Source organism: Achromobacter mucicolens, assembly GCF_902859725.1.
Taxonomy (GTDB): domain Bacteria; phylum Pseudomonadota; class Gammaproteobacteria; order Burkholderiales; family Burkholderiaceae_B; genus Achromobacter; species Achromobacter mucicolens.
The window spans coordinates 324,056-338,719 of sequence record NZ_CADIJP010000002.1; the positions used below are offsets into that span (position 1 = coordinate 324,056).

The 14,664-nt window shown below is 64.9% G+C and carries 11 protein-coding genes; 9 read left to right on the forward strand and 2 right to left on the reverse strand.

Features of this window, described 5'->3' with window-relative positions; all coding sequences use genetic code 11:
- Nucleotides 1-13 precede the first annotated feature (13 nt).
- The 7 genes from HV786_RS03300 (at nt 14) to HV786_RS03330 (ending at nt 8,902) form a co-directional block, all read left to right on the forward strand.
- Nucleotides 14-664, forward strand: a complete 651-nt coding sequence (locus HV786_RS03300; protein WP_062840512.1) for an NADH-quinone oxidoreductase subunit J — start codon at nt 14-16, stop codon at nt 662-664.
- Nucleotides 661-969: an NADH-quinone oxidoreductase subunit NuoK gene (gene nuoK, locus HV786_RS03305; protein WP_006217969.1), complete on the forward strand. Its 309-nt coding sequence runs from the start codon at nt 661-663 to the stop codon at nt 967-969. The genes HV786_RS03300 and nuoK overlap by 4 nt, the downstream gene beginning before the upstream one ends.
- Before the next feature lie 17 nt (nt 970-986).
- Nucleotides 987-3,026 carry an NADH-quinone oxidoreductase subunit L gene (gene nuoL / locus HV786_RS03310; protein WP_128827638.1) on the forward strand — a complete coding sequence of 680 codons (2,040 nt, stop codon included), beginning with the start codon at nt 987-989 and terminating at the stop codon, nt 3,024-3,026.
- A complete protein-coding gene (locus tag HV786_RS03315; protein WP_056321733.1) occupies nt 3,023-4,525 on the forward strand; it encodes an NADH-quinone oxidoreductase subunit M in 1,503 nt (500 codons plus the stop codon). Before nuoL ends, HV786_RS03315 begins: the two co-directional genes overlap by 4 nt.
- A 9-nt stretch (nt 4,526-4,534) precedes the next feature.
- The gene (gene nuoN / locus HV786_RS03320) at nt 4,535-6,019 is read left to right on the forward strand and encodes an NADH-quinone oxidoreductase subunit NuoN (RefSeq protein WP_056321736.1); all 1,485 of its coding nucleotides are present in this window, start codon (nt 4,535-4,537) and stop codon (nt 6,017-6,019) included.
- Nucleotides 6,020-6,035: 16 nt separating this feature from the next.
- Nucleotides 6,036-6,365 carry a DUF2818 family protein gene (locus HV786_RS03325; RefSeq protein ID WP_056321739.1) on the forward strand — a complete coding sequence of 110 codons (330 nt, stop codon included), beginning with the start codon at nt 6,036-6,038 and terminating at the stop codon, nt 6,363-6,365.
- A 275-nt stretch (nt 6,366-6,640) separates the two neighbouring features.
- Nucleotides 6,641-8,902 carry a TonB-dependent receptor gene (locus HV786_RS03330; protein WP_175209967.1) on the forward strand — a complete coding sequence of 754 codons (2,262 nt, stop codon included), beginning with the start codon at nt 6,641-6,643 and terminating at the stop codon, nt 8,900-8,902.
- Nucleotides 8,903-9,030: 128 nt separating this feature from the next.
- Here HV786_RS03330 and serB read toward each other — a convergent pair whose 3' ends face one another.
- Nucleotides 9,031-9,888, reverse strand: a complete 858-nt coding sequence (serB, locus tag HV786_RS03335) for a phosphoserine phosphatase SerB (RefSeq protein WP_128827639.1) — start codon at nt 9,886-9,888, stop codon at nt 9,031-9,033.
- A gap of 24 nt (nt 9,889-9,912) precedes the next feature.
- On the reverse strand, nt 9,913-13,395 hold the full coding sequence (mfd, locus tag HV786_RS03340) for a transcription-repair coupling factor (RefSeq protein WP_175209969.1): 3,483 nt from the start codon (nt 13,393-13,395) through the stop codon (nt 9,913-9,915).
- Nucleotides 13,396-13,424: 29 nt separating this feature from the next.
- Here mfd and ispD point away from each other — a divergent pair, with 29 nt between their 5' ends.
- Nucleotides 13,425-14,108 (forward strand): 2-C-methyl-D-erythritol 4-phosphate cytidylyltransferase, encoded by a 684-nt coding sequence (gene ispD, locus HV786_RS03345; protein ID WP_175209971.1) that lies wholly within the window; start codon nt 13,425-13,427, stop codon nt 14,106-14,108.
- On the forward strand, nt 14,105-14,596 hold the full coding sequence (gene ispF, locus HV786_RS03350) for a 2-C-methyl-D-erythritol 2,4-cyclodiphosphate synthase (protein WP_128827640.1): 492 nt from the start codon (nt 14,105-14,107) through the stop codon (nt 14,594-14,596). Before ispD ends, ispF begins: the two co-directional genes overlap by 4 nt.
- Nucleotides 14,597-14,664: the final 68 nt, after the last annotated feature.

The following is a 14,664-nucleotide window of genomic DNA, read 5'->3' on the forward strand; positions in this document are numbered from 1 at the left end:
CAGGGTCTGATCCATGACTTTTACCACTGTCCTTTTCTACATACTGGCCGCCGTGCTGGTGATCGCGGCTTTCCGCGTGATCACCGCGCGCAGCGCGGTCACCGCCGTTCTTCACCTGATCCTGGCGTTTGCCAACGCGGCCATGCTCTGGATGCTGCTGGGCGCCGAGTTCCTCGCGCTGCTGCTGGTGCTGGTGTACGTGGGCGCCGTGATGGTGCTCTTCCTCTTTGTCGTGATGATGCTCGACATCCGCATGGACACCCTGCGCCAGGGCATGAAGACCTACCTGCCGCTCGGCCTGGTCATCGGTCTCGTGCTGGTGCTGGAAGTGTCCTTCGTGCTGGGCACCATCTGGTACGGCTCCGGTCCGCAGGCGCAACTGCCCAGCGACTACAACAACGCCCGCGCGCTGGGCGAGGCGATGTACACGCAGTACGTCTACGCCGTTGAAGTGGGCGCCGCGCTGCTGCTGGTCGGCATGGTTGCCGCAATCGCGCTGACCCTGCGCCGCCGCCGCGACGTGAAGTACAACGACCCGGTCGCCGCTGTCCGCGTGCGTGCGAAGGACCGCTTCCGCATGGTGAGCATGCCCGCCCAGAGCGAGCGCGCCCAGGCCAAGCGTGACGCGTCGAACGGTGCCGCGCCCCAAGGAGAAAAACAATGACGCTGACGTTGGCCCACTATCTGATCCTTGGCGCAATCCTGTTCGCCATCGGGATCTTCGGCATCTTCCTGAACCGCCGCAACCTGATCATTCTCCTGATGTCCATCGAGCTCGTGCTCCTGGCCGTCAACATGAACTTCGTGGCGTTCTCCAGCTGGTTCGGCGACACCGCCGGCCAGGTGTTCGTGTTCTTCATCCTGACCGTGGCCGCCGCCGAAGCGGCGATCGGCCTGGCCATCCTGGTGCTGCTGTTCCGCAACCTGAACACGATCAACGTTGACGAACTCGATCGCCTGAAGGGCTGACGGGGTATTGGAAGAAAATGTCTAGCTCACCCAATCTCTACCTGCTCATCGCGCTGGCGCCGCTGGCCGGAGCAATTCTCGCGGGCCTTTTCGGCACCGGGTTCCTTGGCCGCCCCATCGGTCGCCGCGCCTCGCACGTCATCACCATCCTGGGCGTGCTTATCTCCGCCATCGGTTCGGTGGTGGTGCTGGGCGACGTGCTGAACGGCCTGCGCTTTGACGGCGCGGTCTACACCTGGAGCCTGATCGGCCAGACCAAGCTGGAAATCGGCTTCCTGATCGATCCGCTGTCGGCCATGATGATGGTCGTGGTGACTTCCGTGTCGTTGATGGTGCACATCTACACCATCGGCTACATGGCTGACGATCCCGGCTACCAGCGCTTCTTCTCGTACATCTCGCTGTTCACGTTCTCCATGCTGATGCTGGTGATGTCGAACAACATGGTGCAGCTGTTCTTCGGCTGGGAAGCGGTGGGTCTGGTGTCCTACCTGCTGATCGGTTTCTGGTACACGCGCCCCACGGCGATCTTCGCCAACATGAAGGCGTTCCTGATCAACCGCGTCGGCGACTTCGGTTTCGTGCTGGGCATTGGCCTTCTGTTCGCTTACGCCGGCACCATGAACTACGGTGAAGTCTTCGCGCAGGCCGACAAGCTGGCCGGCATGACGCTGCCCGGTTCCGACTGGATGCTGCTGACGGTGGCGTGTATTTGCCTGTTCATCGGTGCCATGGGTAAATCGGCCCAGGTTCCGCTGCACGCCTGGCTGCCTGACTCGATGGAAGGCCCGACCCCGATCTCCGCGCTGATCCACGCCGCCACCATGGTGACGGCCGGCATCTTCATGGTCGCGCGTTTCTCGCCGCTGTTCGAACTGTCGGACACCGCGCTGTCGTTCATCATCGTGATCGGCGCCATCGGCGCGCTGTTCCTGGGCATCCTGGGCATCATCCAGAACGACATCAAGCGCGTGGTCGCGTACTCCACGCTGTCGCAGCTGGGCTACATGACCGTCGCCCTGGGCGCGTCGGCCTACTCGGTCGCGATCTTCCACCTGATGACGCACGCGTTCTTCAAGGCGCTGCTGTTCCTGGGTGCGGGTTCGGTCATCATCGGCATGCACCACGACCAGGACATCCGCAACATGGGCGGCCTGCGCAAGTACATGCCCATCACCTGGATCACCTTCCTGCTGGGCACGCTGGCGCTCGTCGGCACGCCGTTCTTCTCGGGTTTCTACTCGAAGGAAAACATCATCGAAGCCGCCGGCCAGGCCAACGTCTGGGGCGCGAGCTTTGCCTACTATGCCGTGCTGATCGGCGTGTTCGTCACTTCGCTGTACTCGTTCCGCGTGTACTTCCTGGTCTTCCATGGCAAGGAACGCTTCGACACCAGCGACCACGGCCACGGCCATGACGCGCACGGCCACGACGATCACGGCCACGACGACCACGGCCACGGCCACCATGGCGGCAAGCCGCACGAGTCGCCCTGGGTCGTCACGCTGCCGCTGATCCTGCTGGCCATCCCGTCAGTGTTCGTCGGCGCCTGGGCGGTTGACCCGATGGTGTTCGGCAAGTTCTTCGACGGCGTCATCAAGGTGCTGCCGCAGCAGCATCCCGCCATGCACGTGCTGAGCGAGGAATGGCACGGCTGGGTCGCCTACGGCCTGCATGCCTTCCAGACCCTGCCGTTCTGGCTGGTCGTCGCGGGCTTCGTCATCTCGTGGTACTGCTACCTGATCAACCCCAAGGTGCCGGCCGCCATCAAGGCCAACCTGTCGGGCGTGAACAAGATCCTCGAGAACAAGTACTACGTCGACTGGTTCAACGAGCAGGTCATCGCGCGCGGTCTGCGCTGCCTGGGCCGCGGCCTGTGGCAGACCGGTGATCGCGGCATCATCGATGGCATCCTGATCAACGGCAGCGCCCGTGTCGTGGGCTGGGTGGCAGCCATCAGCCGCCACCTGCAGTCCGGCTTCATCTATCACTACGCGTTCGCAATGATCATCGGCGTCATGGCGCTGGTGACTTTCTTTGTGCTGATTCCCCAATGATGGCAAGCGAGATGGCATCCAACACTTTTCCCTGGCTCACGCTTGCGATCTTTGTCCCGATCGTATTCGGCCTGCTGGTGCTGGCGGTGGGCCGTGACGACCGTCCCGGCCTGACGCGCGGCCTGTCGCTCGTCGGCGCGATCGCCGGCTTCCTGGTCACGATTCCGCTCTACACCGGGTTCGATTCCTCCACGGCCGCCATGCAGTTCGTGGAGAAGACCTCCTGGATCGAGGCCTTCAACGTCAATTACCACCTGGGCATCGACGGCATCTCGATGTGGTTCGTGCTCCTGACCGCGTTCATCACCATCATCGTGGTGCTGGCCGGCTGGGAAGTCATCACGAGCCGCGTCGCGCAATACATGGCCGCCTTCCTGATCCTGTCGGGTCTGATGGTGGGCGTGTTCTGCGCGCTGGACGGCATGCTGTTCTACGTGTTTTTCGAAGCCACGCTGATCCCGATGTACATCATCATCGGTGTCTGGGGCGGACCGAACCGCGTGTATGCGGCGTTCAAGTTCTTCCTGTACACCCTGATGGGTTCGTTGCTGACACTGGTCGCGTTCGTCTACCTCTGGAATGTCTCGGGCGGTTCGTTCGACATCCTGACCTGGCAGCAGACCAAGCTGGGTTACACCCCGCAGATCCTGATCTTCGTGGCGCTGCTTGCGGCTTTCGCGGTCAAGGTGCCGATGTGGCCGGTTCACACGTGGTTGCCGGACGCCCACGTGGAAGCGCCCACGGGCGGCTCCATCGTGCTGGCCGCGATCATGCTGAAGCTGGGCGCCTACGGTTTCCTGCGCTTCTCGCTGCCGATCGCGCCTGACGCCTCGCACAGCCTGGCCGGCCTGATGATCACGCTGTCGCTGATTGCCGTGATCTACATCGGCCTGGTCGCGATCGTGCAGGACGACATGAAGAAGCTGGTGGCCTATTCGTCGGTCGCTCACATGGGCTTCGTCACGCTGGGCTTTTTCATCTTCAACACGGCCGGCGTCGAAGGCGCCATCGTGCAGATGATCTCGCACGGCTTCGTGTCGGGCGCCATGTTCATGTGTATTGGCGTGCTCTATGACCGCATGCACTCGCGCCGCATCGCCGACTACGGCGGCGTGGTCAACGTGATGCCGCGCTTTGCCACGTTCTTCATCCTGTTCTCGATGGCCAACAGCGGCCTGCCGGCCACCAGCGGCTTCGTCGGCGAATTCATGGTGATCATGGGCGCGGTCGAGCACAACTTCTGGATCGGCCTGCTGGCAGCCACCGCCCTGATCCTGGGTGCGGCGTATTCGCTGTGGATGGTCAAGCGCGTCGTCCTGGGCGATGTCGCCAACGACCACGTGCGCGAGCTGACCGATATCAACCGCCGCGAATTCGTGATTCTTGGCGTGATGGCGATCGCCGTGTTGTACATGGGGATCTATCCCAAGCCCTTTACCGACGTCATGCACGTGTCGGTCGAGGCCCTGCTGCAACACGTTGCCGTCTCGAAACTGTAAGACAAGACAATGATGCAATCCCAAATCGATTTCGCCTTGGCGACACCGGAAATCCTTCTGCTGATTTTCGGCCTGGCTATCCTGCTCATCGACGCGGTCAGCAATCACCCCGAGCGCAAGCCGACGTTTCTGCTGACCATGCTTGCCCTGGGCGTGCTGACCGTCGTGTCGGCCGTGCAGTGGAAGAACGGCGTGGCTGGCTCGACGTTCAACGGCCTGTACGTCACGGACGAGCTGTCGCACCTGCTGAAGATCGCTTCGTACCTTGCCGTTGGCGTCACGCTGATCTACGGCCGCGTGTATGCGCAGGTTCGCGACATGGTGCGCGGCGGCGAACTCTACGTGCTGACGCTGTTCGCCCTGCTGGGCCAGATGGTCATGATCTCCTCCGGGAACCTGATCTCCATCTACCTGGGCCTGGAGCTGATGTCGCTGGCGCTGTACGCGCTGATCGCCCTGCGCCGCGACAACGTCGTGGCCACCGAAGCCGCCATGAAGTACTTCGTGCTGGGCGCGCTGGCCTCGGGCTTCCTGCTGTACGGCATGTCCATGATCTACGGCGCGACGGGTCACCTTGACCTGACCGAAGTGTCCAACGTCATCGCCGCCGGCAAGGCCGAGAAGATGGCGCTGGTGTTCGGCATCGTGTTCCTGGTGTCGGGCCTTGCGTTCAAGCTGGGCGCCGTGCCGTTCCACATGTGGGTGCCGGACGTCTACCAGGGTTCGCCCACCGCCGTCACGCTGATCCTGGGCGGCGCGCCCAAGCTGGCCGCTTTTGCGATCACGCTGCGTCTGCTGGTCGATGGCCTGCACGGCCTGGCCACCGACTGGCAGCCGATGCTGATGATCCTGGCGGTGCTGTCGCTGGCCATCGGCAACCTGACCGCCATTGCGCAGACCAACTTCAAGCGCATGCTGGCTTACTCGACCATCTCGCACATGGGCTTCGTGCTCCTGGGCCTGATGTCGGGGTCGGTGGCCGGCAAGCCGGAACTGTCGTCGGCCGCGTACGGCGCCTCGCTGTTCTACATGCTGACCTACGTGCTGACCACGCTCGCCAGCTTCGGCATCGTGCTGCTGCTGTCGCGCCAGGGCTTTGAGTGCGAGCACATCGACGACCTGAAGGGCTTGAACCGCCGCAGCCCGTGGCATGCCGCCATCGTGCTGCTCCTGATGTTCTCGCTGGCCGGCATCCCGCCGCTGGTGGGCTTCTATGCCAAGCTGGCCGTGCTGCAGGCGCTGGTTTCCGCCGGCCACGTGACGCTGGCTGTGGTCGCGGTGCTGTTCTCGCTGATCGGTGCGTTCTACTACCTGCGCGTGGTCAAGGTCGTCTACTTCGACGAACCGGCGGCCGACGCCGCCCCGATGGTGGCCACGGCCGGCCAGCGCGGCGTGCTGTCGATCAACGGCGCCTTGATCCTGGTGCTGGGTCTGTTGCCGGGTGGCCTGATGGCCCTGTGCGTGCAGGCCATCCGCTCGTCGCTGAGCCTCTAAGGAACGGATAACAGCCATGAACCAGACGCTGGCGGTGTGGCTGTTGATCGCGCTGGCGCTTGTCAGCGCGAATCTTCCCTTCCTGACCGAGCGCGTCTTCGCCGTGCTGCCCTGGAAGCAGGGTGGGGCGGTGGCGGTCAAGCCGTTCTGGTTGCGGCTGGTCGAGGTGCTGGTGTTCTACGCTATCGTCGGCGCGCTGGGCTTTGCATTCGAGTCCACGCTGGGCAACCGCTTCGCCCAGACGTGGGAGTTCTACGCCATCACGCTCAGCCTGTATCTGGTGCTGGCCTATCCTGGCTTCGTGTACCGGTACCTCTTCAAGCGGCATCCTCGCCTTCGGGTCTGAGTCCTGCCCAGCACAAAATAGCGCCCCGATGTCGGGGCGTTTTTTTTGTCCCGCGCATGCGGGCAGGGGCTTGTGCTCCTTCCGGATCCCAAGGTTGATCTGCCCCCGATTCGAATCTCCGGCCGCTTCGCATTTGCGCCAGATCAACTCTGTTGTTTTTTCATCTTTTAGATCAGCAACAGCCTTTCATTCAGGTTTCATTCAGCGCCTCGGTTCAGAATCGCAAACGACAAAAAAACAAGAATCGTTTCTATTTACATTCTGGAGAAGCTGGATTGAAGCCCCAAGATTCGTATTCGCTGAATACGCTCGCCACGTCGCTGGCTGCTGCGATTGCCGCCCCCGCATTGTTCGTCAGTCCCTATGCCGCAGCGCAGTCCGCGGACAGCGGCGTGACGCAGTTGTCGCCCGTCCGGGTGGAGGGTGAAAGTTCGTCGTACCAGACGTCGACCGCGCAGTCTCCCAAGATGACGGCGCCGTTGCTGGACACGCCGCGCACGGTGCAGGTTGTGCCGCAGCAGGTGATCCAGGATCAGGCGGCATCCACGCTGCAGGACGTGCTGCGCAACTCGCCAGGGATCACCTTCGGCGCGGGTGAGGGTGGCCGTCCGGGCGGCGACCTTCCCATCATTCGCGGCCAGAATTCGGCCGGCAGCATCTTCCTGGACGGCATCCGCGACAGCAGCACGCAGGTGCGCGATACCTTCAATCTGGAGCAGGTCGAGATCATCAAGGGACCGGATTCGGTGTACTCCGGCCGCGGCGGCGCGGGCGGCAGCATCAACATGGTCAGCAAGACGCCAAAGGCTACGGACTTCACCGAAGCCACGGCGCAGATCGGCACGGACAACAACTACCGCGCGACGATCGATAGCAACTGGCGGTTGGGCGAGAAGGCGGCTTTCCGTCTGAACGTGATGGGCAACAAGGGTGACACGCCGGGCCGCGATGACGCGGTGGACTTCGAGCGCTGGGGCGTGGCGCCGTCGCTGATGCTGGGCGTGGGCACGCCGACGCGAATCACGCTGAGCTACTACCACTACCAGGACGACAGCATGCCCGATTACTCCATTCCTTATGACCCGAAGTCGGGTCAGCCGGTGACGGAGACCATGGGCGTGAGCCGCAAGTCGTTCTATGGCCTGACCGGCCGCGATTTCATGAAGACCCGCGATGACGTTGCCACCGTGGACTTCCAGCATGACTTCTCGGACAAGCTGCAACTGCGCAACGTAACGCGCTATGGCCGCGGCACGACGGATTTCGCGGCGACCAATCCCGACGACAGCAAGGGCAACATCCCGAACGGGCTGGTGTATCGCGCGCTCAAGTCCGGCTACTACGTCACCAAGACGTTCGCCAACCAGACGGACCTGACGGGCGAATTCGAGACCGGCAGCCTGAAGCACTCGTTCGACCTGGGCTTCGAGTACAGCAACATCAAGCAGGACAAGGACAGCTACACCCAGACGATCGCGCGGGGCCCGATGAACTGCAAGGTCAGCGCCACGGACCTGTCGAACCCGGCGCTGTGCACCTCGCTGTGGGATCCGAATCCCCACGACGATTACACCGGCAAGCTGACCCGCAACAACAATCCTGCGGTCTACAACACGGACACGCTGGCCCTCTACGGCTTCGACACCATCAAGTTCAACGAGCAGTGGCAGGCCAGCCTGGGCGCACGGTGGGACAACTACCGCACCAGCGGCAGCAACATCGCGCGCGGCCGTAACGACCCGTCCAGCACCCCCGCGTTCTACAGCACGAGCCGTGAGGACAACCTTTTCAACTACCAGGTCGGCCTGGCGTACAAACCCGTGCCCAACGGCACGATCTACGCGACCTACGGCACCTCGTCGACGCCGTCCGCCATTGCTGGCGGAGCGATCAGCGATGCGACCTCGGTGTCGACGTCTTCGCTGGAACCGGAAAAGAGCCGCACGGTGGAGCTGGGCACGAAGTGGCAGGTGTTCGATGACAAGCTGACGCTGTCGGCCGCGGCGTTCCAGGACATCCGCAAGAACACCAGCGTGGCGGTGTCGGCGACCGAAGTGGCGCAAGTGGGCGAAGCCAAGGTGCGCGGCATCGAGCTGGGATTCTCGGGCGCCATTACGCCCAAGTGGAACGTGTTCGGCGGCTACACCTTCATGGACAGCGAAATGACCAAGGGCGCCTACAACAGCGGCGCCGTCGGCCAGGACCTGCCCAACACGCCGCGCAACGCCTTCAGCCTGTGGACGACCTACAAGGTCCTGCCCAAGCTGACGGTCGGCGGCGGCGCTTACTACGTCGACAAGGTGTACGGCAACTCGGACGCCACGAAGAACGCCGACGGCACGCCCAAGGCGCGCTGGGTGCCGTCGTACTGGCGCTTCGACGCGATGGCCGGCTATGAGTTCAACGAGCACTTCTCGGCGCAGTTGAACGTGCTGAACATCTTCGACGAAACGTACTACACCAAGGCCTACGCCGCGCACTACGCGGCGCTGGGCACGGGCCGGGCGGCGCTGCTGTCCCTGCGCGTGCGGTACTGATGGCGGGGCGCCGCGTCAGCGGCGCGCAGCTTGCATGAAAAAAGCCACCTCGTTGCTGAGGTGGCTTTAGCTTTTGGGAGGTGGCTGGCGTCCGTTGCGGCGCGGTGTCAGGCACCGTTGAGGCAGGATCAGCTCTCGAACCAGTTCAGCACGCCGTCCAATCCGGAGACGTTCAGCGCGTAGCGCGTCTGCTGACGCACCAGCGGCTTGGCGTGGTAGGCCACCGGAAAGCCGGCGTTGGCCAGCATCTTCAGGTCGTTGGCGCCGTCGCCCATTGCGATGATCTGATCCGTCGAGGCACCGTGCGTGCGCGCGAAGTCGCGCAGGTGGGCGGCCTTGGCGTCGGCGTCCAGGATGTCGCCCAGCACGCGTCCGGTGAGCACGCCGTCTTCGATTTCCAGCGTGTTGGCGTGAGCGCTGTCCAGGTTCAGGCGGGCGCGCAGGCGTTCCGTGAAGAAGGTGAAACCGCCCGACACCAGCAGCACCTTGATGCCGGCGGCCTGGGCCGTGGAGATCAGGCGTTCGGCGCCCGGGTTCAGGCGCAGCTTTTCCTCGTAGACCTGGTCCAGCGCGCCAGCCGGCGCGCCTTTCAGCAGCGCGACCCGCCGGCGCAGGCTTTCGGCGAAATCCTTGATCTCGCCGCGCATGGCGGCCTCGGTGATCTCCGACACCTTGTCTTTCACGCCGACCACGCCCGCGATGTCGTCGATGCATTCGATGTTGATCAGGGTCGAGTCCATGTCCATGGCCAGGACCTTGCAGTGGGCAAGCTTCAGTCCGGCAGGCACAAAGGCGGCGTCCACGCCGCGCGCCTCGGCGAAGGCGCATACCACCGCGCGCGTCTCGTCGTCGTGCTGCACGTCGAGCAGGCGCGCCGCGGTGTTGCTGATGCGCGCCACGCCCTGGGCCTGGGCCAGCGCGGCAAGCTGCTCCGCATGTTCGATGGCGAGGCCGGGGGATTGAACGACGAGATTGTGGGTAGTCATGGCGGATGGGAAGGAGAGTCGGGTTTACTTGAGCGCGCGCAGGACGGCGCGCACGGCGTCGGCCCTGGCGGGAATGAGGGGGGCCTTGATCTCGGCGCGCAATTTGTCCTGTCCGGCCAGCTTGATGTGACGCTGCCGCTGGACGAGGTCGATGATGCGGGCCGGATCGACCGAGGTCTTGGGGCCGAACTGGATCAGGGCCTGCGCTTCGCTGGCGTCGATCTTGACGATGCCCAGCGGCTGGGCCGCAAGGCGCAGGCGGTGCGTGGCCAGCAGGGTTTGGGCCGCTTCCGGCAGCTTGCCGAATCGGTCGATCAGTTCTTCCTGGATATGGATCAGGTCGTCTTCGTCGGCGGCGTGCGCCAGCCGTTTGTAGATGGCCAGGCGCGCATGCACGTCGGCGCAATAGTCGGACGGCAGCAGTGCCGGGGCGTGCAGGTTGACCTCGCACGCCAGGTTGAAGGGCGCGTCCAGGTCGGGTTCTTCGCCGGCGCGCAGCGCGCGCACGGCCTCGTTGAGCATCTCGTTGTACATCGAGAAGCCCACTTCCTGGATGTTGCCCGACTGCGAGTCGCCCAGCACTTCACCGGTACCCCGGATTTCGAGGTCGTGCATCGCCAGGTAAAAGCCCGAGCCGAGCTCTTCCATGGCCTGGATCGCTTCCAGCCGTTTCTTGGCGTTGCTTGTGATCGCGTCTTCGCCCGGCGTCAGCAGGTAGGCGTAGGCCTGATGGTGCGAGCGCCCGACGCGTCCGCGCAACTGGTGCAGCTGCGCCAGGCCGAAGCGGTCGGCGCGATGGATCACGATGGTGTTCGCGCTGGGTACGTCGATGCCGGTTTCGATGATGGTGGTGCACAGCAGCACGTTGTAGCGCTGCTGGTAGAAGCCCTTCATCACCTGTTCGAGTTCGCGCTCGGGCATCTGGCCGTGCGCGACGGCGATCCGGGCCTCGGGCACCAGTTCTTCCAGGCGCGCCCGGCGGTTGTGGATGGTCTCGACCTCGTTGTGCAGGAAGTAGCACTGGCCGCCGCGCTTGAGTTCGCGCAGCAGGGCCTCGCGCAGCGTGCTGCCGTCTTCGCGCCGCACGAAGGTCTTGATGGCCAGGCGCTTCTGCGGCGCCGTGGCAATGACGGAGAAGTCGCGGATGCCTTCCAGCGACATGCCGAGCGTGCGGGGAATGGGCGTGGCGGTGAGCGTCAGGACGTCGACCTCGGCCCGCAGCGACTTGAGCGCTTCCTTTTGGCGCACGCCGAAACGGTGTTCCTCGTCGATGATGACCAGACCCAGCCGCTTGAACTTCACATCTTTCGACAGAATCTTGTGCGTGCCGATGACGATGTCGACCCGGCCGTCGTTGATGCCTTCGATGGCGGCCGAGACTTCCCTGGCCGAGCGAAAGCGCGACAGTTCCACCACGCGTACGGGCCAGTCGGCGAACCGGTCCGTGAAGGTCTGGGCGTGCTGCTCGGCGAGCAGGGTGGTGGGGCACAAGAGCGCCACCTGCTTGCCATTCGCGACGGCCAGGAAGGCGGCGCGCAGCGCGACTTCCGTCTTGCCGAAACCCACATCGCCGCAGACCAGGCGGTCCATCGGGCGGCCCGAGGTCATGTCGCTGATGACGGCCTGGATCGCGGCGGCCTGGTCGGCCGTTTCTTCGAAGCCGAAGCCCTCGGCGAAGGCCTCGTAGTCGTTCAGCGGCAGGTTGAACGCAAAGCCTTCGCGCGCGGCGCGCTGCGCATACAGCGCCAGCAGTTCCGCGGCGGTGTCGCGCACCTGCTTGGCTGCCTTGCGGCGGGCCTTGTCCCATTGCCCCGAGCCCAGCTGGTGCAGCGGCGCGGCTTCCGGATCCGCGCCGCTGTAGCGGGCGATCACGTGCAGCTGCGACACCGGCACGTACAGCGTGCTGCCGTTGGCGTATTCAAGATGAAGAAACTCCATCTCGCCTTCGCCCATGTCCATGTTGACCAGGCCGTGGTAGCGCCCGATGCCGTGCTGGGCGTGGACGACGGGATCGCCCTCGCGCAGCTCGGACAGGTCGCGCACCATGGCTTCGACGTTGCTGGCGCGCTCCTGGTCGCGCTTGCCGCGGCGTCCCGGCGTTGCCAATCCGGGGTAGAGGTCGTTTTCGGTCAGGAAGGCGAGGTTTGCGTCCGGCAGCTGGAAGCCCACGCCCAGTGGCGAGGCGACGATGCCGAAATGCGCGTCCGACGCCAGGAAGGCTTCGATGGTCTCGGGCTGCGCGTCAGGCGTGACGCCGAACTCGTGCAGCATCTGCACCAGGGTTTCGCGGCGCCCTGCGGAATCGGCGCACAGCAGCACGCGGGTCTGGCCCGCCTGCACCAACGTGCGCAACTTGGCGATCGGATCCTCGGCGCGGCGCGCCACGCTGACATCGGGCGCGGCCCGGAAGTCGGGGTGCGCCTGGCCGGCAGTCAGCGACAGGCGGCGAAAGGCCTTCAGCCGGCCATACAGCGATTCGTTATCCAGGAACAGGGCCGAGGGCGGCAACACGGGACGTTCGCGATCGCTCTTCAAGAAGCTGTAGCGGCTGGCCGTGTCCTGGTTGAAACGCTGGATCGCGTCGTCGATGTCGCCGACCGTGACCATGACCGTGCCTTCGGTCACGTAGTCGAACAGCGTGGCGGTCTCTTCGAAGAACAGCGGCAGGTAGTACTCGACGCCGGCAAAGGGGATGCCGTTGCCGATGTCCTTGTAGGGCAGGGCGCGCGAGGGATCGCCTTCGAAAATTTCCCGAAAGCGCGCGCGGAACCGGTTGCGCGCGTCCTCGTCCATCGGGAATTCTCGGCCTGGCAGCAGTTGGACCTCGCGCACGGGGTACAGGCTGCGCTGGGTGTCCACGTCGAAACTGCGGATGGTCTCGATTTCGTCGTCGAACAGGTCCAGGCGGTACGGCACCACCGAGCCCATCGGGAACAGGTCGATCAGGCCGCCGCGCAGGCAGAATTCGCCGGGCGCGGTCACCTGGGTGACGTGGTTGTAATTGGCCAGCGTCAGCTGCGCGCGCAGCGCCGCTTCGTTCAGCCGGTCTTTCTGCTTGAACGAGAAGGTGTAGGCGGCCAGGAACGAGGGCGGCGCCAGCCGGTACAGCGCCGTGGTGATGGGTACGGTCAGCACGTCCACCGTCTTCATCATCAGCGAATGCAGCGTGTGCAGGCGCTCCGAAATCAGGTCCTGGTGCGGCGAGAACGCGTCGTAGGGCAGCGTTTCCCAGTCGGGCAACTGCCGCACGCGCAGACCGGGCGCGAACAGCTGGATTTCCTCGGCCAGGCGCTGCGCTTCCAGGGGCTCGGCCGTCAGGATGACCAGCGGACCGCCGGCCTGGCGGGCCAGATCCGCCAGCAGCCAGGCGTCGCCGGAACCCGGCGGCCTGGGCTGCGCGTAGCGCGTGCCGGGCTTTAACGCGGACAGGGTGGGAACCGTGGCGGGGACGGGGGGGGCGGCCGTGGCGGAGGAGGAAGGGGCGGGCATCAGGCTGGAAGCGGACATCAAGCGAACGATTATAAAATCTCCGCACCATGTCTGACTCAATCATCGCAATCGTGCCCGCCTCCGGTGTCGGCGCCCGCGCCAGCCGGCCCGGGCACGAGGCCGTTCCGAAGCAATACCGTCCATTGGCCGGACAGCCCATGCTGCGTCATGCGGTCAGCGCGCTGCTGGCCGACGCGCGCGTGTCCGGGGTGCGGGTGGCGGTCAGCCCGGGCGACGGCTGGGTCGATGCCGCGCTTGCTGGCCTGCCGCGCACCGTCTGGCGTGCCTGCGGCGGCGCGACGCGCGCCGATACGGTCGCCGGCGCGCTTGCCGACAGCGAGGTCGCCGACGACACCTGGGTGCTGGTGCACGACGCGGCCCGCCCCGGCTTGCCTGCCCAGGCGCTGGCGCGGCTGATCGATGCCTGCCTGGCCGATCCGGTGGGCGGTTTGCTGGCCCTGCCGGTGGCCGATACGGTCAAGGGCGGGCACCAGCGGGTCGAGCGCACACTGGACCGCAACGGCCTGTGGCTGGCGCAAACCCCGCAGATGTTCCGGGCGGGCGTACTGCGCGATGCGCTGACCGCGGCCTCCGTGAATGGCGTCATCGTCACCGACGAGGCCTCGGCCATCGAGGCCGCCGGCTACGCGCCGTTGCTGGTCACGGGGTCGATGCGCAACTTCAAGGTGACATGGCCGGACGATTTTGAACTGATGGAAAAATGGCTATGAGCATTCCTTTTCGCGTCGGGCAGGGCTTTGACGTGCACGCGCTGGTCGAAGGCCGGCCGCTGATCATCGGCGGGGTCACGATTCCCCATACGCATGGCCTTCTGGGGCATTCCGATGCGGACGTGCTGCTGCACGCGATCACCGATGCGCTGCTGGGCGCGGCGGGGCTGGGCGACATCGGCCGGCACTTTCCCGACACCGATCCGGCCTTCAAGGGCGCCGACAGCCGCGTCCTGCTGCGCGAAGCCATGGCGCGCGTGCGCCGGGCGGGCTGGGCGCCGGTCAATATCGACGCCACGCTGCATGCGCAGGCGCCCAAGATCGGCCCGCACGCGCCGGCCATGGTGAAGAACATTGCCGCCGATACGGGGCTGGCAGAGACCGAGGTCAACATCAAGGCCAAGACCAACGAAGGCCTGGGCTACCTGGGCCGCAAGGAAGGCATCGCGGCGACAGTGGTCGCGCTGCTGGCGCGCGTGGATTCCTGACGCGCCACCCGTTCCGTGGCGCGAACGCCACGCCTGCCCCCAAATCGAAAGCCGTCCGTGCCGCCAGC